Genomic DNA, 26,485 nt, shown 5'->3' with positions numbered 1-26,485 from the left:
TCCGGAACCATCCGGCGCGCGCGCACTTTGTCATGGATCAATGCGGCGACCCCCTCGGGGCTAGACCCTGCTCCGGCAGCGCGCGTTGCGAAGGGGAGATTTCATGCCAAGTCCACAAGCGAGCATTTTTGCCGCCAAGGTCGCGTGGCCGCGCCTAGCCACGGCGATCCTGCTGCTTTCCGCGCTCACCTTGATCGCCTGGCCCGCGCGCGCCGTTCCGAGTTTCGCGGTGCAGACCGGCCAGCCCTGCCAGGACTGTCATGTGGGCGGATTCGGGCCGCAACTCACCAAATTTGGCCGCGAGTTCAAGCTCGAGGGCTACACCAAGCGGGCCGGCGGCTTCACCCTGCCGTTCTCGGCGATGGCGGTCGCGTCCTACGTCCGGACCCGGGAAAATCAGAGCGCGCCGCCGGCCGCCGGGTTCAAGCGCAACGACAACCTGGGCCTTGACCAGGTCAGCCTGTTCGTCGCGGGCGGACTTGGCTCGCATCTCGGAGGGTTCGTGCAGACCACCTACGACGGCATCGGCAAGACCTGGTCCTGGGACAATCTCGATCTGCGCGCCGTCACCAAGACCGAGATCAAGGGGGTCGATGTGATCTTCGGAACCAGTCTCAACAATTCGCCTGGGACCCAGGATGCCTGGAACAGTCTGCCGGCCTGGGGTTTCCCCTACACCCGTTCGGCCCTAGCCCCCTCGCCGTCGGCCTCGCCGCTGCTGGCCGGGAGCCTCGCGCAGAAGGCGATTGGCCTGACGGCCTACGCCTGGATCAACAGCGAGTTCTATGTCGAGGCCGGCGCCTATCGTTCGCCGAGCCAGACGAACCTGTCGCGGCTTGGCGCCGATCCGTTTTCACCGGGCGACATCCACGGCCTCGCGCCCTATGGCCGGGCCGCGTTCCAGACCGATCTCCAGGGAGGCACGCTCGAACTGGGTGTCTTTGGCATGCGCACCGAGATCAACCCCGGACGAGACCGTTCGACCGGCGCCACCGACCGCTACACCGACCTGGGGGTCGACGCGTCGTTCATCAGGACGCTGGAGAGCGGCGACGTGGTGACGGTCAACGGGCGATACATCCGCGAGCGTCAGGAACTGCGGGCCAGCTGCATCCTCAGCGGCGGCAGCGGGGCCTGCGCCGATACGCGCCTGAATGACCTCCGCGCTGACGCGTCGTATTACTGGCGCAACAAGATCGGCGCCACGGTCGCCGTCTTCGACACCTTCGGACCGGCCAACCCGGTGATCTACCCGGGCGCGCCCAACTTCAAGCCGGACAGCTCGGGGGTGACCTTCCAGCTCGACGGGACCCCGTTCGGCGATGGCACGTCGCCCTTCGGACCCCGAGCCAATATCCGGGTCGGCCTCCAGTACACGCTCTACACCAGCTTCGACGGCGCCCGGTCCAACTACGACGGCGCAGGCGCCAACGCCTCAAACAACAACACCGCAAGGGCCTTTCTATGGATTGCCTATTGATCTTTCGGCGCCCGCTGCTGGGTGTGCTCCTGGCGGCGGTCGCGGCGCTGCCGGCGGCCGCGACCGGCGATCCCGGTCGCGGCAAGCGGGTTTTCGCCGCGCAGTGCTCGTCCTGCCACGGCGTCAAGCCCGGCCAGACGGTGCTGGGTCCCAGCCTGTTCGGGATCGTCGGCCGACGCTCCGCCTCGGTCCCGAATTTCGCCTATTCCAAAGCCATGAAGGCCGCCTCCTGGACCTGGACCGCCGGCCAGCTCCGGACCTATCTGCCATCCCCCAAGGTCGTCGTCCTGGGCACCAAGATGGCCTATGCCGGACTGAAGAAGCCCGACCAGGTTGAAGACCTGATCGCCTACCTGGAGACCGTGCGTTAGGCCCTGTCCCGTTTGACCGGATGACAGTGGAAACTATTGCGCCGCCGCCTCCAAAGCTGCCGGCGCCACGGCGTAGACCTTTGAGCAGTATTCGCAGGTGACGTGGATGCGGCCGTCGGGCTCGACCATGTCGACGCGCTCGCTGGCGGCGAAGGATTTCAGGACGTTTTCGATGCGATCCTGCGAGCAGCGGCAGAAGGCGCGCAGCGGTTGGGCCTCGAACACCCGCACCCCGTCCTCATGGAACAGCCGGAACAGCAGCTGTTGCGACGACAGCACCGGATCGATCAGCTCGTCCTCGCCCACCGTCTCGAAGAAGGCCTGAGTACGGACCCAGGCCTCGGTGGTGGAGCCGCGCGCATCATCCTCGGCCACCGACTGGATCAGCATGCCCCCGGCGCGCCAGTGTCTCCCTTCCCCCTGATCGACCTGGCCGACCGCGAGGCGGACGCGGGTCGGCGTCTGTTCGGACTGGGCGAAATACTGCTCGGCGCACAGCGCCAGGGTCTCGCCCTCGATGGCGGTGACCCCCTGATAGCGGTCCATGTCGGGGCCCTGGTCGACGGTCATCATGAAGTGGCCGTCGCCCAGCAGCGTGCGCGCGCCGGGGCGCGCGAAACCCTCGCTCACCCTGGTCACGGCCTCCGGGTCGAAGCCGCAGTAGCCGCGCAGGGCGCCGGAAGTGTCGTAGTCGCAGACCACGAAACGCACCGGGCCGTCGCCGCGCGCCTCGACGATCAGCCGGCCTTCGAACTTCAGGTTGGAACCGACGAGGGCGGCGAGCGCGCAGGCCTCGCCCAGCAGGTTTGCCACCGGCTCGGGATAGTCGTGGGCGCGCAGGATCGCGTCGACCGAGGGTCCCAGGCGGGCCAGCCGGCCGCGCACCGGCTCGCCCTCGATCTGGAAGGGGGCCACCCTGTCGTCGGGGGCGGTGTTGAGGGGGCTGGTGGTCATGGGCGGCGCATATAGGGCGAACCCGGCGCTATTGCGAGTGGACAGAGCGCCGGGCGTCAGACCAGGCCGCCGGCGCGGGCGGCGACATAGGCGGCCGTGGCGAGCACCATCAGCGCGAACGCCAACCGCGCCGCGCGCGCGTGACCGACCAGCGCCCGAGCCAGCGGCGCGCCCGCGACCGCCCCGAAGACGCCGCCGGCGATCAGGGCCAGGAACACGCCCCAATCCACCAGCCCGGAGGCCGCGTAGCTGGCGCTGGTCGCCGCGCCGAACACCACCACCGACACCAGCGATGACGCCGCGGCGTTGGCCAGGGTCATGCCGGTCGCGGCCATCAGTCCGGGCACGATGAGGAATCCGCCGCCGATGCCGAAGAAGCCGGCGGCGAGGCCGACCATCAGCCCGAGCGGGGCGAGCCTGGCCACCAGCCGCGGGGTCAACTGGACGGCGGGGTCGCCTTCGTGCTGGCGGGGGAACAGCATCGACAGGCCGACCAGCGCCATGGCCAGCGCGAACCACAGCAGCAGGCGCTGTCCATCGAGATGCTTGGCGAACTGCGCCCCGACCAGCGACCCCGCCAGCCCGGAGCCGCCGAACACCAGGGCGCAGGGCCATTTCACCCGGCCCGCCCTCGCCTGTGTCGCCAGGCCCATGCTGGCGTTCACCGCTACAGCGGCGGCTGCGGTGCCGATGGCCACGTGCGGATCGCGAATGCCGACCACATAGATCAGCAACGGCGTGGCGAGCACCGACCCGCCACCGCCGAATAGTGAGAGCAGCAGGCTGATGACGCCGCCGCCGACGGCGGCCAGCAGCAGACTGAGCAGCGAAATCCCCACGATCTCAGACCCGGGCCGGGGTGTTCCAGGGCATCACCGAAAGCCTGCGCGCCATGGCGCAGGAGCCCGTGGCGCCGGCGAACACCAGGCTCGCGCCAACGAACGCGGAAAGTCCGTGGAACGCCGGGTGGACAGCAAGGTCGAGCATCACTCCGGCCACGGCCAGCGATCCGGCCGCGATCTGCGCCTGACGCATGATCTCAGGCAGGCCAGCCGCCACCCAGCCATCGACGCCCCCCTTGAGGACAAAGGCCACGCCGTTGCCGGCCTGGCCGGCGCGGACCCGGTCAACGACGATCTCGGGCTTCATGGGCGTCAGGGTTGCGGGCATCGGCTTTCTCCACCATCGGGGGACAGAAGATCTCCGCGAGCGTCGCCACCACGCGCATCGCGGCGGGGTCGCTGATCCGGTACCAGACCGTCTGGCCTTCGCGGCGGGTGGCCACGACGCCCTCGTCGCGCAGCACCGCAAGGTGCTGCGAAAGCGCCGACTGGGAGAGACCGACGCGGGGCTGGAGTTCGCTCACCGATCGCTCACGATCGGTGAGCTGGCACAGGATCATCAGCCGCCGCTCGTTGCCGAGCGCGCGCAGAAGCTTGGCCGCTTCCGCCGCGCTGGCCTCGAACCGGGCGATGTCAAAGTTCGCGAGATCGAACATGCTGCCTTATATATTAGACATTGCTAAATTAGCAAAAGCTAATATATATGAAGTGGCCAAGGAGGCTCCGATCATGGCGCCGAAGGTTCAGGCGTTTTTCGATTCCGCGACATCCACTGCGACCTATCTGGTCAGCGATCCGGCCACCCGGATCGCCGTGATCATCGACCCGGTGCTGGATTTCGAGCCAAAGGGGGCGAAGCTGTCGACCGTCTCGGCCGACGCCCTCCTCGCGGCGGTTCGCGAGCAGACCCTGGAACTGACCTATGTGCTGGAGACGCACGCGCACGCCGACCACCTGTCGGCCGGCGACCATATCCGCCGCCAGACCGGCGCGAAGTTGGCGATCGGGGCTCGGATCGTCGAGGTGCAGAAGATCTTCGCGCCCTTGTTCGAAGCCGACGATGTCAGGCCGGACGGCGGCGATTTCGACCGGCTTCTGAAGCAGGGCGACGTCCTGCCGCTGGGCGCGCTGGCGATCCACGTCCTGCACACGCCCGGCCATACGCCCGCGGACCTGACCTATGTGATCGGTGACGCCACCTTCGTGGGCGACACCCTGTTCATGCCGGACTACGGGACCGCACGGACAGATTTTCCCGGCGGCGATGCTGCGACCCTCTATCGGTCGATCCGCAAGATCCTCGCCTTGCCGCCCAATTTTCGGGTCTTCGTGGGCCACGACTACCTGCCGGCGGGCCGCACCGAGTTCCGGTGGGAGACCACGGTCGCCGACCAGCGGGCCCACAACGTCCATGTCCGCGAGGGTGTCGATGAGGCGACCTTCGTGGCGCTGCGCGAGGCGCGCGATCGCGAGCTGGCCCCGCCGACCCTGATCCTGCCGTCGCTGCAGGTGAACATCCGCGCCGGCGCCCTGCCCAAGCCGTCCGCGAAGGGGCGGATATTCCTCAGGTTGCCGGTGACCATGACGTGAGGTTGGGGGCGTGAGGTTGGGGCCTGACGGCCGGCCTCAGATCGCTCCGAAGCACCAGGCCAGGATCGATTTCTGGGCGTGGATGCGGTTCTCCGCCTCGTCCCAGATCAGACTCTGGGGACCGTCGATCACCGCGTCGGTGACCTCCTCGCCGCGATGCGCCGGCAGGCAGTGCAGGAATACCGCGTCCCGGGCCGCCAGCCCCATCAGGTCGGTGTCCACCTGGTAGGGTTCCAGCGCCTCCAGCCGTTCGTCGTGGTCGGTGTCGCCCATGGACACCCAGGTGTCGGTGATCACGCAGTCGGCGCCGGCGACCGCCTCGCGCGGGTCGTGGGTGGTTGTCACCTGGCCCTGCAGGCCGGCGGCGCGGGCCAGGTCGGCGAGGTCGGGATAGTAGATGGCGGGGGCGGCGATGTTCAGCTTGAAGCCCAGCTTGGGCGCGGCCTGGATGAAGCTGGCGCAGACGTTGTTGCCGTCGCCCACATAGGCCAGCGTCCGGCCGGTCACCGGCCCGCGATGTTCCTCGAAGGTCATCAGGTCGGCGAGGATCTGGCAGGGGTGACCCTTGTCCGACAGGCCGTTGATCACCGGAACGCTCGCCGACATGGCCAGGCGCTCGACATCGGCGTGGGTATTGGCGCGGATCATCACCGCGTCGACCATCCGCGAGAGCACGCGCGCGGTGTCCTCGATCGGCTCGCCGCGGCCCAGCTGCATGTCGACAGCGTTGGAGATGATCACATCGCCGCCTAGCTGGCGCATGGCCGCGTCGAAGGAGAACCGCGTGCGGGTGGACGTCTTCTCGAAGATCATCGCCAGCGTGCGGTCCCGCGCCGGCGCGTCGGCGTCGACCCGGCCCTTGGGCCAGCCGGCGCGCGCGGCCTTGCGGGACTTGGCGTCCTCCAGGATGGCGCGCAGGTCTGCGCCCCCGAGCTTCCAGAGGTCGAGGAAGTGCCTCGGGTGGTTCACGCCGCCGCCTTGGTCCGGGCCCGGGCGGTCTCGCAGGCGCGCTCGAGCTTTTCCATGGCCTCGCTGGCTTCGACGATGGTCAGCGTCAGCGGCGGCAGCAGGCGCACGCAGTTGTCGCCGCCGCCGGCGATCAGCAGGTGCGCGTCGCGGGCGTACTGCATGAACTCGCGGTTGGGCGTGTGCAGCTTGATGCCGATCAACAGGCCTCTGCCGCGGATGTCGCTGACCACGTCGGGGAAGCGTTCCACCAGGCCCGCCAGCTGCTGGGTGAAATAGCCGGCCACCTCGCGGACGTGGGCCAGCAGCTCCGGCTTCACCAGTTCCTCGAGCGCCGCGGCGCCCACCGCCATGGCCAGGGGATTACCCCCGTAGGTCGAGCCATGGGAGCCGACCACCATGCCCTTGCCGGCCTCGGCGGTGGCCAGGCACGCTCCGACCGGGAAGCCGCCGCCCAGCGCCTTGGCCACCGCCATGATGTCCGGCTGGGCGTGTTGGGCCCACTCATGGGCGAACAGCTTGCCGGTGCGCCCAAGGCCGCACTGGATCTCGTCATAGATCAGCAGCGTGCCGGTCTCGTCGCACAGCGCGCGCAGGCCGGCGAGGCAGACGTCGGGAAGCGCTCGCGCCCCGCCCTCGCCCTGCACCGGCTCGATGAGGATCGCCGCCGTGGTTGGCCCGATGGCCGCCTTCAACGCCGCGTGGTCGCCATAGGGCAGGTGGACGAAGCCCGGCAGCGGCGGGCCGAAGCCTTCCAGATAGCCGGGATTGCCCGAGGCGTTGACGGCGGCGATGGTCCGGCCATGGAACGAACCTTCAAAGCCGATGATGTCGATCCGCTCGGGCTGGCCATTGACCCAGTGGTATTTGCGCGCGGTCTTGATGGCGCACTCGATGGCCTCGGCGCCGGAGTTGGTGAAGAACACTTCGTCGGCGAAGGTCGCCTCGGTCAGCGCCCTGGCGAGCTTTTCCTGGCCCGGGATCGTGAAGATGTTGGAGACGTGCCAGAGCTTTTCCGCCTGGTCCTTCAACACCTGCACGAGCTTGGGGTTGGCGTGACCAAGCGCGTTGACCGCGATGCCGGCCATGCAGTCGAGATAGGCCACGCCGTCGGTGGTGTAGAGGCGCGCGCCATCGCCACGCTCGAACGCCAGCGGGGTGCGGCTGTAGACCGCCATGATGTGATCGCTGGGAACGGAAGCGGGGGAAACGGTCGCGGGCGCGGTCTTCTCGGTCACCGGAAGAGCCCTCCAAAACAGAAGCATCCCCGCCGCGTTGCGACGGGGACTGGAAGGCTTGGCGTTCTCGTCCTCAAGCGCCTGCGTGTCAATGTTCGCCGCCGCCGCCTCAGGTCTTGATCTTGTAGCCGGTCCTGAACATCCACAGACAGATCCAGCCGAGCGTCAGGACCAGCACCCCGGTCAGGGCCACGCCGACGCCCAGGTTGCCTTCGGCGCGGCCGATGAAGCCATATCGGAAACCGTCGATCAGATAGAAGATCGGGTTGAAATGGCTGAAGGTGCGGAACGGCTCGGGCAGCTTCTCCACCAGATAGAAGGTGCCCGAGAGGAAGGTCATCGGCATGATCACGAAGTTGGTGACCGCGGCGATGTGGTCGAACTTCTCGCTCCACAGGCCGGCCATGATGCCCAGGAAGGCCATGATCATCGCCGCGCCCAGGCCGAAATAAAGCACCGCCCAGGGCTGGGCCACCGACAGCCGGGCGAAGGGCAGCACCGCGGCCATGCTGATCGCGCCGACGAAGATGCCACGCGTCGCCGCCCCGGCGCCGAAGCCGATGACATGCTCGCCCGGGGTCAGCGGCGGGGTCATGAAGTCGCCCATCAGCCCGTTGAACTTGGCCTGCAGCAGCGACGATGACGAGTTGGCGAAGGCGTTGCCAAGGATCTGCATCATGATCAGGCCCGGGGCGACGAAGGCGCCGTAGGACACCCCGTGCACCTGGCGGCCGCCGCCGACGGCGACCACGAATACCAGCATGTAGAGCAGCGCGGTGACCACCGGCGCGGCCAGGGTCTGCATCCCCACTTTGAAGAACCGCAGCACCTCGCGCAGGTAGAGGGTCTTCAGCCCCTCCCAGTTGACGCCGTGATAGTCGCGCGGCTGGGGCGGCAGGACGGTTTCGGCGCGCGCCATATCCTTCATCGCCTCCATGTGCGCCGCGCCGCGGCGACTCGCAAGGGCTCCGCCGCGCGCCCATTGGCCGGGCGGCTGAACGCTACATCTAGTTCCTGTGGACGAAACCCGTGGCGCCTATTGTGGGTGTTAGGGAGTTGTTTACTACTGGTGGTGGCTGGTGAGCGGCGAGACTGCTCAACGCCACAAGATGTTGATCGAAGGGGACCGGTTTCCCGAACATGGGAGCCGGCTCCGGGGATCGCCAAGCGGGGAGGCGAACATGGGTTGGACGGACGAACGGGTCGAGCTCCTGAAAAAGCTCTGGCAGGACGGGCTTTCCGCCAGCCAGATCGCCAAGCAGCTGGGCGGGGTGACCCGCAATGCGGTGATCGGCAAGGTGCACCGCCTGGGTCTTTCCGGCCGCGCCACCCCCTCCAAGCCGGCGCGCACGGTGTTCAAGGCGCCACGCCCCGCCCGTCCGGTGTCCGCCGCGCCGTCGGCCCCGCGGATGGCCGAGCCGGCCTCGCTGCACGCCCCGCCGACCCCGGTCCGCTACGTTGACGAGGCTCCGGGCACGGCGACCGTGCTGACGCTGGCCGCGCACATGTGCAAGTGGCCGATCGGCGATCCGTCACTCGACAGCTTCACCTTCTGCGGTCGCCGCGCCGGCGACGGCCCCTATTGCCACGAACACAGCCAGGTCGCCTATCAGCCCGCCCAGGCCAAGAAGCGGTCGGGCGCCGTCGAACTGGCCCGTAGCCTGCGCCGCTATATCTGATCCGTTGGGGATGGGGGCGCGTCCGGCCCGCGGCGCTCCGGCGCCCGCCGAGCCGGGCGCGTCCTTTTCCTTCGGCGTCAGCGCGTGGGGCCCATTCACCTCGGCGCCTTGGGGTTTCGCCTTGCCCCCGCTAGCTTCTGCCCATGACCGACGTCACCCCTGAGTCGCCGGCTGAAGACGGCAACGCGAAGCCCTATTCGGTGTCGGAACTGGCGTTCGCGCTGAAGCGGACGCTGGAGGACAACTACGGCTTCGTGCGTCTGCGCGGCGAGATCTCCAAGACCACCTTCCACTCCAACGGCCACATCTATCTGACGCTGAAGGACGAGCGCGCGGCGATCGACGGCGTGGTCTGGAAGGGCCAGGTGCGGGGCCTGTCGATCCGGCCCGAGCAGGGGCTGGAGGTGATCGTCACCGGCAAGATAACCACCTACCCGTCCGGCTCGCGCTACCAGATCGTCATCGAGACGCTGGAGGCGGCCGGGATCGGCGCCCTCCTGGCCCAGCTCGAGCGGCTGAAGGCGCGACTGGCCGACGAGGGCCTGTTCGCGGCCGAACGCAAACAGGCCCTGCCCTCGATGCCGGCGGTGATCGGGGTGATCACCAGTCCGACCGGCGCGGTGATCCGCGACATCCTGCACCGCATCCGCGACCGCTGGCCCTGCCGGGTGATCGTCTGGCCGGTGGTGGTGCAGGGCGAGGCCTCGGCCGGCCAGGTGGCCGCCGCCATCCGCGGATTCAACGGGCTGGCGGCCGGCGGCGCGATCCCGCGGCCCGACGTGCTGATTGTCGCGCGAGGCGGGGGCTCGGTGGAGGATCTCTGGGCGTTCAACGATGAGGGACTGGCCCGCGCTGTCGCCGAGGGCGCGATCCCGTTGATCAGCGCCGTGGGCCACGAGACCGACACCACGCTGATCGATTTCGTCTCCGACCGCCGCGCGCCGACGCCGACGGCGGCGGCGGAGATGGCGACGCCGGTGCTGGCGGAACTCAAGGCCCTGCTCGGCGACCTTGGCGCGCGGATGCACCGCTGCGGCGGTCGCACCGTGGCCGACCGGCGCGGGCGGGTGGAAGCCGCAGACCGGGCGCTGCGGCGGGTGCGCGATCTGGTCGAGCTGGCGGCGCAGCGGTTCAATATCGTCGCCGGGCGGCTGGGCGCCGGGCTGGCGCGCAACGCTGCGGTCCACGAGCGCGACCTGGTGGCCGTCGCCTCGCGGCTCTCGCCGCTGCTGCTGAAGCGACCGCAGGCGGTGCAGCGCCAGCGGCTGGACAGCGTTGCGGCCAGGCTGCGGCCCGGCGTGACGCGCGGCCTGGAGCGCGCCGGCGAGCGGCTCGGCGGGCTCGGCAAGCTCTATCTGGCTGTCGATCCGGAACGGCCGCTGCAGCGTGGCTTCGCCCGGGTCACCCGCGCCGACGGCTCGATCGTCCATGCCGGCGCCGGCCTTGCCATTGGCGAGGACGTGGCCATCAAGTTCGGCGACCGGATCACCCGCCACGCGATCATCGCGGGCGGGGCGAGTGAGCCGCCGGCGCCCAAGACCGGCCGGATGCGGCCGAAAATCCCGCCGTCACCACAGGGCGACCTGTTCTGAGCGGTCCGCGCGCGCTAAATGACCATCTATGAACGCCCATGATCGCGACTTCGCCGGTTCCGACCTCGCCCGCCTGCACTATGGCGACGGCGATTTCGCGGTGCTGAAACCTGGGCGCCATGTGCTGTGCGCGGTGACCGGCGCCAAGATCCCGCTGGACCATCTGCGCTATTGGAGCGCCACGCTGCAGGAGGCCTATGCGACCCCGGCCGAGGCGCTGCGACGGTGGCGCGAGACCAACGGCTGAAGCTCTGGAGCCCATCCCACCGAGGATCTAGTGTCCCGATTCCGAAGTTCGCGGGCGCCTGAGGCCGGTGCGGACGAACTTCGGAATCGATGAGGACACTAGCAAGCCTTTGTTTCCCAGTGTGCTTCTTGGATCTGAAGTTCGCTCAGAGCCTGATCCGTCAAGAGGGCGAACTTCAGATCCAGCACACTAGCGCCGGTAGATCTCGTTCGGCCATCGCTTGTGAACCCAGAACCATTCGGCCGGTCGCGCGCGGATGCGTTCCTCGATGAAGCTGTTGATGCGCCGCACGCCGGCAGCGATGTCGGCGTCGCGGTCGCCGGTGTCTTCCAGCCGGATCGGATCGTGGACCACCACCCGGAAGCGCGCCTTGCCCTTGCGCTCGACGCTCATCGGCTGCAGCGGCGCGCCGTAGCGCAGGGCGAAGCTGGCAGGCCCCGGCGCGGTATGGGCCATCAGGCCAAACAGCGGAGCTTCGATCCCGCCGTTGAACTTCTGATCGTTCATCAATGCCACGGACTCGCCTCGGGAGAGCGCGCGCAGCAGTTCGCGAGCGCCGTCGGTCCCCTTGGGCGCGAACAACCGCACGCCATAGCGCCAGCGGCTCCTGCGGATGCGCGCGTCCACATAGGGGTTGTTGGTGGCGCGATAGGTGATCTGGCAGGTGACTCCGGCATGCACGATCACCGCCGGCATGATCTCGAAGCTGGAAAAATGGCCGGAAATGAAAATCACCGGCCCCGCGCCCGCGGCGATCGCCGCCAGCCGGTCGGCGCCCACCACCTCCACACGGGTCGGATCGGCGATGATCCGGTCGAGAATCGGGAATTCCGCCGCCCAGCGGCCAAGGTGGCGCCACTGTTCGTCCAGCAAGTCGGCGATCCGGGCGGCGTTCGCCTCGGGGAAGACAATCCGCAGATTGCGCGCCGCCACCCGGTGGGCACTGGTCAGCGGACCGAGCCGGCGAAACAGGCCCGCTCCAAAGTCCGACACAGAATCTATTGGAAAAATGCGCGCTAAAGAGGCAGCAATGTCATATGCCAACGCTTCCAGCAGCCAGGGGAGCTTTTGTCGCATCGTTACGCGAGATTCCGTCATGCATCCTTACTAAGGGTGGCCTCCTGGCCTTAGCAACGCGCGTCTGGCGCGGAGCTTGCGGCGGACCCTGTGTACCGTCCCGCATCGGGACATGGGGTTTCAGAGGATTGGGCGTCGCGTCATGATGGAAGGCATCGATGTTCATCTGGGTCGCCGGCTTCGCCGCCGCCGCCGGATTCTGGGCCTGACCCAGCAGCAACTCGCCGGCGCTTGCGGCGTGCGCTTTCAGCAGATCCAGAAATACGAGTGCGCGGCGAACCGGATGTCGGCCGCCCGCCTTTGGCAGCTTTCCGAAGTGCTCGAGGTGCCGGTGAGCTATTTCTACGAGGGTCTCGGCCTTGAATCGGCGGCCGACAGAGAGCCGGAACCGCCGGAGCCGCGCGCGCAGAAGGAGACCAACGATCTCGTCCAGGTCTTCTACAGCCTCAGCGAACGACCCCGGCAGCGCCTGCTGGATCTGGCCAAGTCCCTGAACGAGACCGAGGCCGACATCGTCGGGCACGCGTTTCCCTGAGCTGCCTTAGGGGGTAAAGCGGTGGCATGGCCGCGCCCCCAGATCACCTGTCCGCTGACGTCGTCTCCGCTGACCGGCTCGCCGAGTTGGACAGCTTCCTGATCGAGCTCAACGACGCCGCGGCGCAGGCGATCCTGCCGCTGTTCCGCGCCGACCATGGGCTGGAAGACAAGGGCGGGATCAAGGGCTTCGATCCGGTCACCGAAGCTGACAAGGGCGCCGAGCGCGCCATCCGCGCCCTGATCGCCGCCCGCTATCCCGACCACGGGGTCATCGGCGAGGAATATGGCGAGGATCGCCCGGATGCCGAGTGGGTCTGGGTGCTGGATCCGGTGGATGGCACCCGCGCCTTCATCGCCGGGCTGCCGCTGTGGTGCACGCTGATCGGTCTGCGCCACAATGGAACGCCGGTTCTCGGCTCCATTGGCCAGTCGTTCCTGGGCGAACTCTATATCGGCCACGCGGGGGGCTCGCGCCTGCTGACCCGCGGAACGAGCCGGCCCCTCAAGGTCAGGGCCTGCCCGGCGCTGTCGGCGGCGCTTATCGCCACCACCGACCCCGCGCTGTTCCTGGGATCCGAGCAGGAGGCCTGGCAGGCGGTGCGCGCAGGGTCGCGACTGGCGCGGTTGGGCTGTGACGCCTACGCCTACGCCATGGTGGCCGCAGGTACCATCGACCTGGTGATCGAGACCGGCCTGAAGGCCTGGGACATCGACGCCGCGATCCCGGTGATCGCCGGCGCGGGGGGCGTCACCTCCGACTGGCGCGGACGCCAGGTCGGAGCCTATGGCGGCCAGATCGCCATCGCCGGCGACCGCGGTTGCCTCGAAGCGGCGCTGGTCGCCCTCAGCCCCGCGTCGGACTGAAGCTACCTCTTGGCAGGGGGCTTCTTGGCCGGAGGTTTTGTCGTCGCCGTTTTCCTGACGGTCGCCCCCTTGCCGGCCCCACCCCTCGCGGCAGGCGCCTTCGGGGCCTTGAGTGTCTTGACCGGAGAGAGGGGCTTCTGGGCGACCATCGCTTTCGGCGCGGCGGCGGTTTTCGCAACGGGTTTTCGGGCCGGTGTGGGAACGGCGGCCTTACGTGCCGCAGGCGGCTTTGCGGGAGCTTTCCTCGGGGTCGCGGAGTTGGCGGTCGCGGACTTGGCGGCGGGCTTCGACGCCCGCGGCGCCTTGGCCGCGACAGGCGCTTTCGCGGCGGCGGGCTTGGCCGGCGCCTTCTTGGCGGCCGGCTTTCGCGCTGCCGGTTTCCGCTTCACCACCGCCTTGGCGGCGACCGGCGCGGGCATCTCGACGGCGACAGGGGCCGGGGCCGGGGCAGCGGGCGCAGGCGGCGGCGCGGGCTTGGCAGCTTCAACGGGCGGTGGCGCGACGCGGCCGGTGAGGGCGTCGAACGCCCGCAGGAAGATATTGCGCATCGGATCGGTCTCCATCAGAAGTTCGTGGTAGGCGCCGGGAACGGACACAAACGTTCCCTGCGGCAAATGGCGGGCGGCTGCGGTCAGGGCCGCGCCATCGACGAGCCGGTCCTCTTGCGCCGAAACAATGGTCACCGGCACACCCACGGCGCTCAGCCGATCAGGCCGCGCCAGATAGGCGGTGGCGCGGAGCGCGAAGTCAATCCAGCCCCAGGTCGGCGCGCCCAGCGCCAGTTTCGGCTCGGCGGCGATCAGGCTGGCGGTGCGCGCGAAGCGCACGGGGTCGTGAGTGAGCACATTGCCCTCGAACGGGGTGTCGAAGGGCGCGCCTGGACCACCCATCGTATAGTCTCCGCGGCGGCCGGCCAACAGGCTCAGACCGGTCAGCACTTGCGACAGAATCAGGGGAAGGGGTGTTCTGAGACCCAGCATCGGCGCGGAGAGAATCGCGCCGGCGAAGCGGTTTTCACCGCGCGTCATGGCCAGCAGGGTCAGACAGCCGCCCATCGAATGACCAACCGCGATCCAGGGCTTCGGCAGCCGCGACCCATAGGCGCCCAGCAGGGCCTGGAAGTCATCGAGAAAGACGCGGTAGCCGCGCGCATGCCCCTTCAAGGGATCGCCAAGCTCGCGGTGTGACAGCCCCTGTCCGCGCCAGTCGTGGGCCAGAACCACGAAGCCGCGATCCAGGCATTCCCTGATGAATTCGTAGTATTTCTCGATGACCTCTGTGCGTCCGCCGGACAGGATGATCGAGCCCCTTGTCGGCCCTCGAGGTGTGAACAGCGCCGCGCGCAGCCGCGCCCCTCCGGCGCCGGAAAACCAGGCGGCCTCGCCGCCGGCGGGCGCCCTGGCCTGCGGCGTTTCGATCAGGGGCGCTGTGTCGGCCATGGACATGCCTTAGGCCGCTTTGGAAAACAGAGACTGAATCTGCGGACGAAGCTTCATTGCCAGCCCCATGTCCGAGAGCTTCAGCCGGCCGGTCATCATCGCCCGGGTGGCGTCGAGTTCACCCCGGCCCAGCGCGGTCAGATCCTTCAACGCCACCGTGACCACCAGGTCCGCCGGGTCATCATCGTTGGTCACCCGGCCGCGGGCGATGTGGATCACGCCCTCGCCCTTGAGATCGATGCGTATGGAGGTCGCGAGCGCCTCGCCCGATGCGGCGGCGGCGCGAATCCGATCGGTCAGCTCCTCCAGCGTGGCCATGCCCGCTCTCCCGAGTCAGCCGGAGCTTCGCTTCTGGCGTGGGCGAAGTAAACCTGGGAGCGGCGCCCAAGGGCGTCGGCGCAAGGCCTTGAACCGGAAAAACGCGCGCCTACCTCACTGACCGGAGGCGCTGGATGTCCGGGCCTTCTGAGCGCGCGAGGCCTTCGGGCTCGTGTTCTCATCTGAACCGCAGCCTTGCTTTGCAAGAAGGATGTGACCGCATGCGTACGATCGATTTCTCCCCCCTCTATCGCTCCGTCGTCGGCTTTGACCGCCTGGCCGACCTGCTGGACACCGCCGCGGCCGACGGCGCCGCCGGCTATCCGCCCTACAACATCGAGCGCACCGACGAGAACGCCTACCGCGTCGAGATCGCCGTGGCCGGCTTTCGCGCCGACGAACTGAACATCGAGGTCAAGGAAAACCTGCTCACCGTCACCGGCCGCAAGGCCGCCAACGACGAGCCGCGCCGGTTCCTGCACCGCGGCCTGGCCGAGCGCAATTTCGAGCGCCGGTTCCAACTCGCCGACTATGTGCTGGTGACCGAGGCCAACCTCGCCGACGGCCTCCTGTCCATCGCGCTGAAGCGGGAACTCCCCGAGGCGCTGAAGCCGCGCCGCATCGAGATCGCGCTCGGCCAACCCAGCCTGATCGAGGGCGAAAAGGCCGCTGCTTAGCTCTCAGAAGCCGGCGTAAACCTAAGGGGGCGGCGTGGGCGACCGCGCCGCCCTTTTTTTCGCGCGCGCTGCCGTGGCCGACCTCAGGCCGCCAGCCGCTGGCCCTCGTCGCTGGCGCCGTTCCAGGCGACGGTGTCCGGCGCGGACGCCGCGCGCGGCATGCGGCAGGACCGTTCGCCCTGGGCCTCGCGCGGGGCCATGGGGGCGGGGCGGGGATCGACTCGTGGCGGCGTTCGGACGGACGCGCAATCCCGTAGGCCGGCAGATTCAGGCGCCGGGACGGTGGGGGCGACCCTGGCCCGCGCCGGATGGCCGGCCCGGACTTCGATCAGGTCGGACAGGGCGCGCAGCAGAGCTCCCGCCATGCCGTTGGTGAGGGCGTCCAATTTCGCGATCTGCTCTGCGTCGCTCGCCAGGGCCCGGCCGGCCATCTGCAGAACGCTCCGCCGCCTGGTCCGGACGCCGCGCAGAACAAAGAGATCGCGGCAGTCGCTCACCCGTTGGCTGAGCACCGGCAGGAGGTCGCGCGCCAACGCGCCGCGTGGGTCAATTCCGGCCACGATCAGCAGCTTGCGCACCGCGCGCCGGTCCCCAACCTTGGTGCGCCACGGCAGCGCGCCGAGCAACCCAAGCGACGGGAGAGGGTCAACAGCTCGGCTCATCAGATTCGCGAACCGCTGCGCATCAGCATGACGATAGAGGCGGCCGAGAGCAGCTGGAACGCGATGATCGGGTGCTCGCCCGCCAGGGCGACAAGCTGAGCGCTGACCTCCGCCACGCTCCCCGCCAAGGCGGCGCAGGCGCTGGTGGCCATTTCCAGGGTGTCTGACATCATCGAAATTCCCAAAGTGGCACAGGCGAACCGCTGAGCGCAGGGCGCAATGCACAAGCGGGGCCGGCCTTAGGACTTTGGTCACCATGAATTCGCCGACCAGGCTGTCGTCAGCCCGACAGCCTGGTCGAGAGCGCCCGGACAGAAACTCTAGCCTTTGGAGCGGGGGCGGTAGTCCGCGTAGAGCGGCGCGGCCTCTGAGCGCAACAGGCCCAGGTCGTAGGCGACGCCGGCGGCCGCCAGCCTTTGCGGGCCGCGTCCGGCGGCCAGGGCCGAGGCGTCCGCGCAGGCGGCGACCACGCGCGTGACGCCGGCCTCGACCAGCCGCGCGCCGCAGGAGGCATGGCCCGTCGACCGCTCGCCGCACGGCTCCAGGGTCACATAGGCCGTGGCGCCGCGGGCCGCGGCGCCGGCCTGGTCCAGCGCCTGCTCCTCGGCGTGCGGCCGCCCGCCCGGGGCGGTGGCCGCCTCGCCCAGCACCGCGCCGTCCCGGACGATCACGCAGCCGACCGAGGGATTGTCGCCGGTCTGCCCGACCTGCGTGCGGGCGAGCGCGATGGCGCGCCGCATCCAGACTTCGTCGTCGCCGCTCATCTTACGACGCGATCGGCGGCAGCGGTTGGGCTCGGGTCGCGTCGAGGTAGCGCGCAGCCGTGGGCCTCAATGCCGCGTCGAGGTCGATCAGCAGCGGATTGCCGGTGGGAATCTCGACACCGACGATGGCCTCTCCGTTGAGGCCGAACAGCAGCTTGACGATGGCGCGGAGCGAATTGCCGTGGGCGGCGACCAGCAGGGTTTCGCTGGCCGCCAGGCGGGGTGCGATCTTCGCTTCCCAGTAGGGCTGGACGCGCGCCAGCGTGGACGCCAGGCTCTCGGTGTCCGGCAGGACCGCGCCGGCGTAGCGCCGGTCACCGTCGAAATCGAATTCGCCACCCGGGGTCAGCGGCGGCGGGGGGATGTCATAGGATCGCCGCCAGATCTTCACCTGGTCGGCGCCGTATCTGGCTGCGGTATCGGTCTTGTTCAGTCCCGTGAGACCGCCGTAGTGTCGCTCGTTCAGCCGCCAGTCCTTGACCTCCGGCACGAAGCTCTGGCCGGCGGCGGCCAGCGCCAGCCAGGACGTGCGGATCGCCCGCGTCAGCACCGAGGTGAAGCAGCGGTCGATGGCCAGACCGGCCGCCTTGATCAACACCCCGCCCTTGATCGCCTGCGCCTCGCCCTCGGCGGTCAGATCCACGTCGACCCAGCCGGTAAAACGGTCCTCCAGGTTCCACTGGCTCTGGCCGTGGCGCAGCAGGATCAGGGTGGGCAAGGCGAGATCTCCGGCACGGGTTGGCGTCGGACCTTCTATCGGTCGACGGCCGGGATGCAACGGGGCTCTGCAACCGATTGGTCGCCCAGGCGCGAAGCAGCTATAGGTCTGCGATGATCAATCGCCTCTACCTGCCGATGCTGGCGCTCGCGGCCATTGGCGCCGTGGCCCTGGCGATGGTCTGGCCGCAAGGGTACGGCGACCGCTCGCCCGCGCCCTTCGGCTCGATCCCTGTGCAGCGCACGCCCGCGGTGCAAGCCGCCATGCGCCGTGAGACAGAGGCCGCTCAGCGTCACGTCACCCAGGCCCGCGACGCCGTGCGCAAACTGCAGTCCCAGGCGATCGCCCCCTCGCAATGAGCCTTGAGCCCCGATGAGCGACTTCGACGCCATAGCCGTGGGACGGCGCGTGCTTGCCGCCGAGGCCGAGGCTCTGCGCCTGCAGGCCGCGGCGCTGGGCGTGGAATTTGTCGGGGCCGTTGATCTGCTGTTCGCCGCGCAGACACGGGCGAAGGGGGGCCGGATCGTCTGCACGGGCATGGGAAAGTCCGGCCACGTCGCGCGCAAGATCGCCGCGACCTTCGCCTCCACCGGTTCGCCAGCTCTCTTCGTCCACCCGGCGGAGGCCAGCCACGGAGACCTGGGAATGATCGCCCAGGACGACGTGATCGTGGCGCTGTCGAAGTCGGGCGAGGTGCGCGAGCTCTCCGACATCCTGGCCTACGCCAAGCGGTTTTCGATCCCGCTGATCGCGCTCACCGCCGACCCGGCCAGCGCGCTTGGCCAGGCCGCCGATGTGGTGCTGCGGCTGGCCGCGGCCGACGAGGCAACCTCGGAGGTCAATGCGCCCACCACCTCCACCACCTTGCAGATGGCCCTGGGTGACGCCCTGGCGGTCGCCCTTCTGGAACGACGCGGGTTCCGGTCCCAGGACTTCCGCATCTTCCATCCCGGCGGGAAACTGGGCGCAATGCTGAGGGTCGTTGGCGATCTGATGCATAGTTTCGGCGAACTGCCGATTGTCAGCGCCGATACGCCCATGCCCGAGACCTTGCTGGTGATGACGGAAAAGCGCTGGGGAATCGTCGGCGTCACCGATGCGCGGGGACGGCTGGTCGGGGCGATCAGCGACGGCGACCTGCGCCGCCACATCGACGGCCTGCTCGCTCATAAGGCCAGCGAGGTGATGACCCCGGGCCCGAAAAAGACCGTTCCCCCCGGCATGTTGGCCTCCGAGGCCCTGGCGCTGATGAGCGACCCGGCGCCGGCGGTCACCGTGCTGTTCGTCGTTGAAGCCGGAAAGCCCGTCGGCATCCTCCACGTTCACGACATCCTGCGCGCCGGGGTGATGTAGCCCACCGGACGGACCCGCACGGCCACGTCCTCGCACCTGTTCGGGAAGGGCGTTGGCGGCATAGTCCGCTTCTTCTCCCGATATTCACGCGACCCGGAGTCCCGATGCTGCCCGCCCCCCGCGCCGACCTTGTCCAGAACACCTACGACTTCGAGACCCAGCCGCTGGTCAAGGCCACGGGGTTTCGGGAATATGACGCGCGCTGGCTGTTCGGCCGGGAGATCAACCTCTTGGGCGTCCAGGCGCTGGGCCTGGGTCTTGGGACCTATATCCACGAGCTGGGCCAGACGCGCATCGTTGTGGCCCACGACTACCGGTCCTATTCGCTTTCCATCAAACAGGCCTTGACCCTCGGCCTGGTGGCCGCCGGCTGCGAGGTGATCGACATCGGGCTGGCGACCTCGCCCATGGCCTATTTCGCCCAGTTCGACCTCGACGCCCCGTGCGTGGCCATGGTCACCGCCAGCCACAACGAGAACGGCTGGACCGGGGTGAAGATGGGCGCGCAACGCCCGCTGACCTTCGGCCCCGACGAGATGGGGCGGCTGAAGGAGATCGTGCTGGGCGGAACGTGGAAGCAGCGGCCGGGCGGCAGCCTCGCCCACGTGGCGGGTCTGGGCGAACGCTATATCGCCGACGCGGCGTCGCGGGCGACGATCCGGCGGCCGCTGAAGGTGATCTGCGCCTGTGGCAATGGCACGGCCGGGGCCTTTGCGCCGGAGGCCCTGCGCCGGATGGGCGTGGCGGTGGTGGTCGAGATGGACTGCAAGCTCGACTGGAACTTCCCAAAATATAATCCGAACCCGGAAGACAGCGTCATGCTGCACGCCATGTCGCAGGCCGTGCGCGAGTTCGGCGCCGACGTCTGCCTGGGCTTCGACGGCGACGGCGACCGCTGCGGCGTGGTCGACGACGAGGGCGAGGAGATCTTCGCCGACAAGATCGGGTTGATGCTGGCCCGGGATCTTTCCGCGCTTCACAACGACGCGACCTTCGTGGTCGACGTGAAGTCCACCGGCCTGTTCGCCACCGACGAGGTGCTGAAGGCCAACGGCGCCAACACCGTCTATTGGAAGACCGGCCACTCCTACATCAAGCGCAAGACCGCCGAGCTGGGCGCGCTCGCCGGCTTTGAAAAATCGGGCCATTTCTTCTTCAATCCGCCGATCGGCCGGGGCTATGACGACGGCATCGTCGCCGCCGGCGCGATCCTGTCGATGCTCGACCGCAACCCGGACAGGAAACTCTCGGACCTGCGGCGCGCCCTGCCCGTCGCCTACACCTCGCTGACCATGAGCCCGCATGTGGCCGACGAGATGAAGTACGGCCTGGTCGACGATGTGGTCGCCGAATACACCGCGCTCCGCGACGCCGGCGGAACCATCCTTGGACGGAAGATCGCCGACCTGATCACCGTCAATGGCGTCCGCGTGGCGCTGGCGGACGGCTCCTGGGTGCTGGTCCGCGCCTCGTCCAACAAGCCGGAAATCGTCGTGGTGGTGGAGAGCACTCAGTCGGCGGACGACATGCGCGCGCTGTTCCACAAGGAAGTGAAGCCCAGGCTGGCCAAGCGGCCGGAGGTCGGGGCCTACAACCAGGAGATCTGAGGCGACCACCCCCAGCATTGTCATCCCGGAATGGGCGCAGCCCATGTCCGGGACCGATAGACACGATGCGCTCTGGCTAAGCCGCTGATGATCGGCGCCTATGGGCCCCGGTCTTCCACTGGCGTGGAAACCGGGATGACAGCGTGAGGAGGGGCGTGACGCCGCAGGCGCTCAAGCTCCTCGCGCACCGCATCTCTAACGGTGGCCGTCAGCGATTTGCCCGCAAGGGCCGCCGACTCGCGAATATCGCTGCAAAGGTCTGATCGAAGCAGATTGATAACCCTGGGCACAAGACATCTCCCGCCACGATCAGAGCCTCGGCACGGCGATAAAATTAACCCACGTGTCGTACCGCGCCTAGCGGATCGGCCCGCTTAATGCTGAAAGCGCGGCCAGCAACCGGTTCGAGGGACTTCCATGCACGTGGCGATGATCGGGACGGGCTATGTGGGCCTGGTCAGCGGGGCCTGTTTCGCCGACTTCGGGCATACCGTGACCTGCATCGACAGGGATGTGTCGAAGATCGAGCGCCTGAACGCCGGCGGCATCCCGATCTTCGAGCCGGGACTGGACCTGCTGGTGGCGCAGAACATCAAGGCCGGACGGCTGTTCTTCACCACCGATGCGACTGAGGCTGTGCGCAAGGCCGACGCGGTGTTCATTGCCGTCGGCACGCCGTCGCGGCGCGGCGACGGCCATGCCGACCTTTCTTACGTCTACGCCGCGGCCGAGGAGGTGGCGGGCTTGATCGACGAGTTCACCGTGGTGGTCACCAAGTCCACGGTCCCGGTCGGCACGGGCGACGAGATCGAGGCGATCATCAAGCGCGTGCGGCCCGACGCCGACGCCGCGGTGGTGTCCAACCCGGAATTCCTGCGCGAGGGCGCCGCGATCGAGGATTTCAAGCGCCCCGACCGCGTGGTGGTCGGCACGGACGAGCCCCGCGCCCAGGCCCTGATGCGCGAGCTCTATCGGCCGCTCTATCTGAATGAAACGCCAATCATCTTCACCAGCCGGCGCACATCGGAGCTGATCAAATATGCCGCCAACGCCTTCCTGGCGATGAAGATCACCTTCATCAACGAGATGGCGACCCTGTGCGAGGCAGTCGGCGCCGACGTCCAGCAGGTGGCCAAGGGCATCGGCCTCGACAAGCGGATCGGCGCCAAGTTCCTCAACGCCGGCCCCGGCTACGGCGGCTCATGCTTTCCGAAAGACACCCTGGCCCTGGTGCGCACCGCGCGCGAAGCCGGCGCGCCGGTCGAACTGATCGAAACCACAGTGCGGGTCAACGACGCTCGCAAGAAAGCCATGGCGGCCAAGGTCGGCGCGGCGATCGCCGGCGACCTGAAGGGCAAGACCGTCGGCGTGCTGGGCCTCACCTTCAAGCCCAATACCGACGACATGCGCGATGCGCCCGCGCTCGACATCGTACCCGCGCTGCAGGCCCAGGGCGCCCGGGTGCAGGCTTTCGACCCCGAGGGCGGATATGAGGCGCGCCAGCTGTTGCGCGACGTGGACTTCAAGGACGATCCCTATGGCGCCGCCGAAGGCGCCGACGTCCTGGTGCTCGTCACCGAATGGGATCAGTTCCGCGCGCTCGATCTCGACCGCATCAAGCTGATCATGAAGGCGCCGGTGATGGTTGATCTGCGCAACATCTACCAGCCGGCCGACATGCGCGCCCGCGGCTTCGCCTACACCAGCGTGGGGCGATCCTGACGCCGACGGTCCGCCCGGTTCAGTAGCCGGCGGCGCCGGTCCGCAGCAGAATCTGTCCGAGCCAGAAGGCGCCGGCCCAGAAGGCCAGTCCCAGAAGGACGACGTAGGCCAGACAGGCGATGGAGCTTGCGCTCCGTCCCGTCGACCGCGCCGCACGCCCGAAAGCGAGGTGGCGAGCCATATCTTCTCCCAAGCACATTGTTCGAACCCACACCGGTCAAGCGGCGTGAACATTACCAGACTGTCACAATGTTCAGAGCTTGGATAGACCCTTCGCCTGGAAGTTGAACGGCCTCAGGCGGCGGCTTTTTTCACCGCGCCGGCGATCTCCCTGACTACCTGGGCGACCAGCTTTTCGTCGTCGCCTTCAGCCATGATGCGGATCAGGGGCTCGGTGCCGGAGGCGCGGACCAGCAGCCGGCCGGAGCCGTTGAGGCGATGCTCAGCCTCAGCGATCGAGGCGATGACGTCGGCGTTCTCCAGCGGCTTGCCGCTCAGGAACCGGACGTTCTCCAGCTTCTGCGGCACCGGCTCGAACTGGCGGGCCAGCGCGCTCATCGGCTGGTCGCTCTGGCGCAGCACGGTCAGCACCTGCAGCGCCGCCAGCAGCCCGTCGCCGGTGGTCGAGAAGTCGGAGAGGATGATGTGGCCTGACTGTTCGCCGCCCAGGTTGAAGTCACCCTCGCGCATCCGCACCATCACCGCGCGGTCGCCGACGGCGGTGCGTTCCAGTGTCAGCTTGCGTTGCGCCAGGAAACGCTCGAGGCCCAGGTTGGACATCACCGTGGCCACCACGCCGCCGCCGCGCAGTTTGTCGCGCCGCGCCCAGTCGGCGGCGATCAGCGCCATGATCTGGTCGCCGTCCACCACCTGACCCTTCTCGTCGCAGATCACCAGCCGGTCGGCGTCGCCGTCCAGCGCGATGCCAATGTCGGCGCGGTATTCCTTCACCGCCCGGGCCATGGCCTCGGGATGGGTGGAGCCGCACTCCTCGTTGATGTTGGAGCCGTTGGGCTCGACGCCAACCTTCACCACCTCGGCCCCCAGTTCGTAGAGCACGACGGGGGCCACCTTGTAGGCGGCGCCATGGGCGCAATCGATGACCACCCGCAGGCCCGAGAGGCTGAGCCGGCGCGGGAACGTCGCCTTGGCGATCTCCACGTAGCGCGCCTGGGAATCATCGACCCGGGCCACCCGGCCAAGCGCCGTCGGCCCCGCCAGGCCGTCGGCCAGGCCCTGGTCCATCAGCGCCTCGATCTCCACTTCGCGCTCGTCGGAGAGCTTGTAGCCATCGGGACCGAACAGCTTGATGCCGTTGTCGATATAGGCGTTGTGCGAGGCAGAGATCATCACCCCCAGGTCGGCGCGCAGCGACCGCGTCATCATCGCCACCCCCGGCGTGGGCATCGGACCCAGCAGGCGCACGTCCATGCCGACGCTGGTGAAGCCCGCCACCAGGGCCGGCTCGATCATATAGCCCGACAGGCGGGTGTCCTTGCCGATCACCACCAGGTGGCGGCGGTCGTCCTTGGACATGAACAGCTTGCCCGCCGCCATGCCCACCCGCAGGGCCACCTCGGCGGTCATGGGAAAGCGGTTGGCCTGGCCGCGAATGCCGTCAGTTCCGAAGTAGGCGCGCTTGCTCATCGAGTTCTCACGAAACGATTCGAAACCCAGATTTTATCGACGTGCGTTTGGGCAATGGTAAAGGCGCATGCACGCGCAGCCCCATTCCCCCGACGCAGCTACCACAAAAGGACGCCAAACCCCATGTGCGGCATCATCGGCATCGTCGGCGTCCGTTCCGTGCAGGAGCGGCTGATCGACAGCCTCAAGCGGCTGGAGTACCGCGGCTATGATTCCGCCGGCGTCGCTGGGGTCGTCGACGGCCACGTGCAGCGCCGCCGCGCGGCCGGCAAGATCCGCGCTCTCGAGGCGGTGCTGCTCGCCGATCCGCTGAACGCCACCGTCGGCATCGGCCACACCCGCTGGGCCACCCACGGCGGGCCGACCACACGCAACGCCCACCCGCAGACCGCCGGGCGGGTCACCCTGGTGCACAATGGAATCATCGAGAACTACGCCGACCTGCGCGACCTGCTGAAGGCCAAGGGCCGGACCTTCGAAAGCGAAACCGACACCGAGGTCATCGCCGCCCTGATCGACTTTGAGCTCAGCGGCGGCAAGCCCCCGCTGGAGGCGCTGAAGGCGGCGCTGGACCAGCTCAGCGGGGCCTATGCCATCGGCGTCCTGATCGACGGCGAGGACGACCTGATCATGGGGGCCCGCAAGGGCAGCCCGCTGGTGGTCGGCTATGGCGACGGCGAGATGTTCCTGGGCTCGGACGCCCTGGCGGTGGGGCCGTTCACCAACCGCATCGCCTATCTGGAGGAGGGCGACTACGTCGCGATCGACCATAGGTCGGCGAGGATCTTCGACCGCAACGGCGTGGCGGCCCAACGCCCGGTCCGCACCGTCGCGGCGTCCGCTGCGCTCGTAGAGAAGGGCAATTACCGCCACTTCATGGAAAAGGAGATCCACGATCAGCCGGAGGGCTGCCAGCGGACCATCGCGGCCTATGTGGACACCCTGACCGAGCGTGCGGCCATGCCAGGCGGCGTCGACTTCGCCAGCCTCTCACGCATCCAGATCGTCGCCTGCGGCACCTCCTATATCGCCGGCCTGCTCGGCAAGTACCTCATCGAACAGCTGGCCGACCTGCCGGTGGACGTCGAGATCGCCTCGGAGTTCCGCTATCGCGAGCCGGCGCTTCGGTCCGACGCCCTGGTCATCGCCATGTCGCAGTCCGGCGAGACCGCCGACACCCTGGCGGCGCTGCGCTATTGCCAGTCCAAGGGGATGGCCAGCGCCTGCGTGGTCAACGCCATCGAATCCACCATGGCCCGTGAGGTCGACGTGGTCTGGCCGATCCATTGCGGTCCCGAGATCGGCGTGGCCTCGACCAAGGCGTTCACCGCCCAGATCAGTGTGCTCACGGCGCTGGCCGTGGCCGCCGCCCGGGCCCGCGGACGGATCGATTCCGCCGAGGAGCAGCGGTTGGTCCATGTGCTGCTGGGCGCGCCGCGGCTGATCGCCGAATCGATCGATCTCGAGGATGCCGTCAAGGCGGTGGCGGTGGAGATCTCAAAGGCCCGTGACGTGCTCTACCTCGGCCGCGGCCCGATGTATCCCCTCGCCCTGGAAGGTGCGCTGAAGCTGAAGGAAATCAGCTATATCCATGCGGAGGGCTATGCGGCAGGCGAGCTCAAGCACGGACCGATCGCGCTCGTCGACGAGCAGACGCCGATCGTCATCCTAGCGCCCTTCGACAGCTACTTCGAAAAATCGGCCTCGAACATGAGCGAGGTGATGGCGCGCGGCGGTCAGGTGGTGTTCATCACCGATCCCGAGGGCGAGCGCCACGCGCCGGCCGGCGCGCGGGTTGTGGTCACGGCCCCCCGCTGCGATCCGCTGATCGCTCCGCTGGTGATGGCTGCCCCGATCCAGCTGCTTGCGTACTACGTCGCCGTTCAGAAGGGCGCCGACGTCGATCAGCCGCGGAATCTGGCCAAGTCCGTCACCGTGGAATAGGGGCGCGGAATAGCGCCCAAAAGCAAACGGCCGCCCGGTGAGGGGCGGCCGCGCTCCGTCTGACTGTAGAAGTCGGACTTACTTCTTTTCCGGCGCAGCGGCCATCGCGGCGGCGGCGGGCGCGGCGGCGGCGGCGGCGGCCGGAGCAGCGGCGTCGGCAGCGGCGGGGGCAGCAGCGGCGGCGGCGGCCGGAGCAG

30 protein-coding genes are annotated in these 26,485 nt (G+C 68.4%); 14 read left to right on the top strand and 16 right to left on the bottom strand.

Features of this window, described 5'->3' with window-relative positions:
* Positions 1 to 103 precede the first annotated feature (103 nt).
* Both RMN86_RS09315 and RMN86_RS09310 read left to right on the top strand, forming a co-directional pair.
* Positions 104 to 1,480, top strand: coding sequence for a hypothetical protein (locus RMN86_RS09315; protein WP_309605563.1), 1,377 nt, complete (start codon positions 104 to 106; stop codon positions 1,478 to 1,480).
* Complete coding sequence (locus tag RMN86_RS09310) at positions 1,477 to 1,851, top strand: c-type cytochrome (protein WP_309605562.1); 375 nt, start codon at positions 1,477 to 1,479, stop codon at positions 1,849 to 1,851. The genes RMN86_RS09315 and RMN86_RS09310 overlap by 4 nt, the downstream gene beginning before the upstream one ends.
* A gap of 33 nt (positions 1,852 to 1,884) precedes the next feature.
* On the opposite strand, the gene RMN86_RS09305 is transcribed toward RMN86_RS09310, so the two are convergent.
* From RMN86_RS09305 to RMN86_RS09290, 4 genes are read right to left on the bottom strand one after another with little or no spacing between them, the layout of a single operon-like run.
* Positions 1,885 to 2,805, bottom strand: coding sequence for an Hsp33 family molecular chaperone (locus RMN86_RS09305; RefSeq protein WP_309605561.1), 921 nt, complete (start codon positions 2,803 to 2,805; stop codon positions 1,885 to 1,887).
* A gap of 56 nt (positions 2,806 to 2,861) precedes the next feature.
* Entirely contained in the window at positions 2,862 to 3,638 is a 777-nt protein-coding gene (locus tag RMN86_RS09300) for a sulfite exporter TauE/SafE family protein (protein ID WP_309605581.1), read from the bottom strand.
* A gap of 10 nt (positions 3,639 to 3,648) precedes the next feature.
* The gene (locus RMN86_RS09295) at positions 3,649 to 3,975 is read right to left on the bottom strand and encodes a YgaP-like transmembrane domain (protein ID WP_309605560.1); all 327 of its coding nucleotides are present in this window, start codon (positions 3,973 to 3,975) and stop codon (positions 3,649 to 3,651) included.
* Complete coding sequence (locus tag RMN86_RS09290; protein WP_309605559.1) at positions 3,932 to 4,303, bottom strand: metalloregulator ArsR/SmtB family transcription factor; 372 nt, start codon at positions 4,301 to 4,303, stop codon at positions 3,932 to 3,934. Before RMN86_RS09290 ends, RMN86_RS09295 begins: the two co-directional genes overlap by 44 nt.
* Positions 4,304 to 4,376: 73 nt before the next feature.
* Here RMN86_RS09290 and RMN86_RS09285 point away from each other — a divergent pair, with 73 nt between their 5' ends.
* Complete coding sequence (locus RMN86_RS09285; protein WP_309605558.1) at positions 4,377 to 5,237, top strand: MBL fold metallo-hydrolase; 861 nt, start codon at positions 4,377 to 4,379, stop codon at positions 5,235 to 5,237.
* Between the two features lie 36 nt (positions 5,238 to 5,273).
* On the opposite strand, the gene argF is transcribed toward RMN86_RS09285, so the two are convergent.
* The 3 genes from argF to RMN86_RS09270 all read right to left on the bottom strand — a co-directional run bounded on the left by argF (position 5,274) and on the right by RMN86_RS09270 (position 8,369).
* Entirely contained in the window at positions 5,274 to 6,206 is a 933-nt protein-coding gene (gene argF / locus RMN86_RS09280; RefSeq protein ID WP_309605557.1) for an ornithine carbamoyltransferase, read from the bottom strand.
* Positions 6,203 to 7,381 (bottom strand): aspartate aminotransferase family protein, encoded by a 1,179-nt coding sequence (locus RMN86_RS09275; protein WP_309605580.1) that lies wholly within the window; start codon positions 7,379 to 7,381, stop codon positions 6,203 to 6,205. The genes argF and RMN86_RS09275 overlap by 4 nt, the downstream gene beginning before the upstream one ends.
* A 169-nt stretch (positions 7,382 to 7,550) precedes the next feature.
* Positions 7,551 to 8,369: an ABC transporter permease gene (locus RMN86_RS09270; protein ID WP_309605556.1), complete on the bottom strand. Its 819-nt coding sequence runs from the start codon at positions 8,367 to 8,369 to the stop codon at positions 7,551 to 7,553.
* Between the two features lie 253 nt (positions 8,370 to 8,622).
* Here RMN86_RS09270 and RMN86_RS09265 point away from each other — a divergent pair, with 253 nt between their 5' ends.
* The 3 genes from RMN86_RS09265 (at position 8,623) to RMN86_RS09255 (ending at position 10,959) form a co-directional block, all read left to right on the top strand.
* Positions 8,623 to 9,120 carry a GcrA family cell cycle regulator gene (locus tag RMN86_RS09265; RefSeq protein WP_309605555.1) on the top strand — a complete coding sequence of 166 codons (498 nt, stop codon included), beginning with the start codon at positions 8,623 to 8,625 and terminating at the stop codon, positions 9,118 to 9,120.
* 143 nt (positions 9,121 to 9,263) lie between these two features.
* Entirely contained in the window at positions 9,264 to 10,712 is a 1,449-nt protein-coding gene (gene xseA, locus RMN86_RS09260; protein WP_309605554.1) for an exodeoxyribonuclease VII large subunit, read from the top strand.
* Positions 10,713 to 10,740: 28 nt separating this feature from the next.
* Entirely contained in the window at positions 10,741 to 10,959 is a 219-nt protein-coding gene (locus tag RMN86_RS09255) for a DUF2093 domain-containing protein (protein WP_309605553.1), read from the top strand.
* 189 nt (positions 10,960 to 11,148) lie between these two features.
* On the opposite strand, the gene RMN86_RS09250 is transcribed toward RMN86_RS09255, so the two are convergent.
* Complete coding sequence (locus tag RMN86_RS09250) at positions 11,149 to 12,057, bottom strand: lysophospholipid acyltransferase family protein (RefSeq protein ID WP_309605552.1); 909 nt, start codon at positions 12,055 to 12,057, stop codon at positions 11,149 to 11,151.
* Between the two features lie 121 nt (positions 12,058 to 12,178).
* On the opposite strand from RMN86_RS09250, the gene RMN86_RS09245 reads away from it, so the two are divergent.
* Both RMN86_RS09245 and hisN read left to right on the top strand, forming a co-directional pair.
* Positions 12,179 to 12,571 (top strand): helix-turn-helix transcriptional regulator, encoded by a 393-nt coding sequence (locus tag RMN86_RS09245; RefSeq protein WP_309605551.1) that lies wholly within the window; start codon positions 12,179 to 12,181, stop codon positions 12,569 to 12,571.
* 26 nt (positions 12,572 to 12,597) lie between these two features.
* The gene (gene hisN / locus RMN86_RS09240) at positions 12,598 to 13,437 is read left to right on the top strand and encodes a histidinol-phosphatase (protein WP_309605550.1); all 840 of its coding nucleotides are present in this window, start codon (positions 12,598 to 12,600) and stop codon (positions 13,435 to 13,437) included.
* Positions 13,438 to 13,439: 2 nt separating this feature from the next.
* Here the strand turns inward: hisN and RMN86_RS09235 are convergent, their stop codons facing one another.
* On the bottom strand, positions 13,440 to 14,876 hold the full coding sequence (locus RMN86_RS09235) for an alpha/beta hydrolase (RefSeq protein WP_309605549.1): 1,437 nt from the start codon (positions 14,874 to 14,876) through the stop codon (positions 13,440 to 13,442).
* A 9-nt stretch (positions 14,877 to 14,885) separates the two neighbouring features.
* Positions 14,886 to 15,194: an SCP2 sterol-binding domain-containing protein gene (locus RMN86_RS09230; protein WP_309605547.1), complete on the bottom strand. Its 309-nt coding sequence runs from the start codon at positions 15,192 to 15,194 to the stop codon at positions 14,886 to 14,888.
* Positions 15,195 to 15,415: 221 nt separating this feature from the next.
* On the opposite strand from RMN86_RS09230, the gene RMN86_RS09225 reads away from it, so the two are divergent.
* Positions 15,416 to 15,871 (top strand): Hsp20 family protein, encoded by a 456-nt coding sequence (locus tag RMN86_RS09225; RefSeq protein ID WP_309605546.1) that lies wholly within the window; start codon positions 15,416 to 15,418, stop codon positions 15,869 to 15,871.
* A gap of 83 nt (positions 15,872 to 15,954) precedes the next feature.
* On the opposite strand, the gene RMN86_RS09220 is transcribed toward RMN86_RS09225, so the two are convergent.
* From RMN86_RS09220 to RMN86_RS09205, 4 genes are all read right to left on the bottom strand, one after another.
* Entirely contained in the window at positions 15,955 to 16,533 is a 579-nt protein-coding gene (locus RMN86_RS09220) for a hypothetical protein (RefSeq protein ID WP_309605544.1), read from the bottom strand.
* Positions 16,533 to 16,706, bottom strand: coding sequence for a hypothetical protein (locus RMN86_RS09215; protein WP_309605543.1), 174 nt, complete (start codon positions 16,704 to 16,706; stop codon positions 16,533 to 16,535). Before RMN86_RS09215 ends, RMN86_RS09220 begins: the two co-directional genes overlap by 1 nt.
* Before the next feature lie 147 nt (positions 16,707 to 16,853).
* The gene (locus tag RMN86_RS09210) at positions 16,854 to 17,297 is read right to left on the bottom strand and encodes a deaminase (RefSeq protein WP_309605542.1); all 444 of its coding nucleotides are present in this window, start codon (positions 17,295 to 17,297) and stop codon (positions 16,854 to 16,856) included.
* 1 nt (position 17,298) lies between these two features.
* The gene (locus RMN86_RS09205) at positions 17,299 to 18,015 is read right to left on the bottom strand and encodes a 2,3-bisphosphoglycerate-dependent phosphoglycerate mutase (protein ID WP_309605541.1); all 717 of its coding nucleotides are present in this window, start codon (positions 18,013 to 18,015) and stop codon (positions 17,299 to 17,301) included.
* Positions 18,016 to 18,128: 113 nt separating this feature from the next.
* Here RMN86_RS09205 and RMN86_RS09200 point away from each other — a divergent pair, with 113 nt between their 5' ends.
* The 4 genes from RMN86_RS09200 (at position 18,129) to RMN86_RS09185 (ending at position 22,697) form a co-directional block, all read left to right on the top strand.
* Positions 18,129 to 18,374 (top strand): hypothetical protein, encoded by a 246-nt coding sequence (locus RMN86_RS09200; protein WP_309605540.1) that lies wholly within the window; start codon positions 18,129 to 18,131, stop codon positions 18,372 to 18,374.
* Positions 18,375 to 18,387: 13 nt separating this feature from the next.
* Positions 18,388 to 19,368 carry a KpsF/GutQ family sugar-phosphate isomerase gene (locus tag RMN86_RS09195; protein ID WP_309605539.1) on the top strand — a complete coding sequence of 327 codons (981 nt, stop codon included), beginning with the start codon at positions 18,388 to 18,390 and terminating at the stop codon, positions 19,366 to 19,368.
* Positions 19,369 to 19,472: 104 nt separating this feature from the next.
* Positions 19,473 to 20,975, top strand: coding sequence for a phosphomannomutase/phosphoglucomutase (locus RMN86_RS09190; RefSeq protein WP_309605538.1), 1,503 nt, complete (start codon positions 19,473 to 19,475; stop codon positions 20,973 to 20,975).
* A 417-nt stretch (positions 20,976 to 21,392) separates the two neighbouring features.
* Positions 21,393 to 22,697, top strand: a complete 1,305-nt coding sequence (locus tag RMN86_RS09185) for a UDP-glucose/GDP-mannose dehydrogenase family protein (protein WP_309605537.1) — start codon at positions 21,393 to 21,395, stop codon at positions 22,695 to 22,697.
* Between the two features lie 19 nt (positions 22,698 to 22,716).
* Here the strand turns inward: RMN86_RS09185 and RMN86_RS09180 are convergent, their stop codons facing one another.
* Positions 22,717 to 22,878, bottom strand: coding sequence for a hypothetical protein (locus tag RMN86_RS09180; RefSeq protein WP_309605536.1), 162 nt, complete (start codon positions 22,876 to 22,878; stop codon positions 22,717 to 22,719).
* Positions 22,879 to 22,991: 113 nt separating this feature from the next.
* A complete protein-coding gene (gene glmM, locus RMN86_RS09175; RefSeq protein ID WP_309605535.1) occupies positions 22,992 to 24,344 on the bottom strand; it encodes a phosphoglucosamine mutase in 1,353 nt (450 codons plus the stop codon).
* A 123-nt stretch (positions 24,345 to 24,467) separates the two neighbouring features.
* Here glmM and glmS point away from each other — a divergent pair, with 123 nt between their 5' ends.
* Positions 24,468 to 26,288: a glutamine--fructose-6-phosphate transaminase (isomerizing) gene (gene glmS, locus RMN86_RS09170; protein WP_309605534.1), complete on the top strand. Its 1,821-nt coding sequence runs from the start codon at positions 24,468 to 24,470 to the stop codon at positions 26,286 to 26,288.
* The last annotated feature ends 197 nt before the right edge of the window (positions 26,289 to 26,485 follow it).

The organism is Phenylobacterium sp. (assembly GCF_031360265.1).
Taxonomy (GTDB): Bacteria; Pseudomonadota; Alphaproteobacteria; order Caulobacterales; family Caulobacteraceae; genus Phenylobacterium.
Note: the sequence above shows the minus strand (reverse complement) of the source record. Positions and strands in the feature narration are given on the sequence as shown.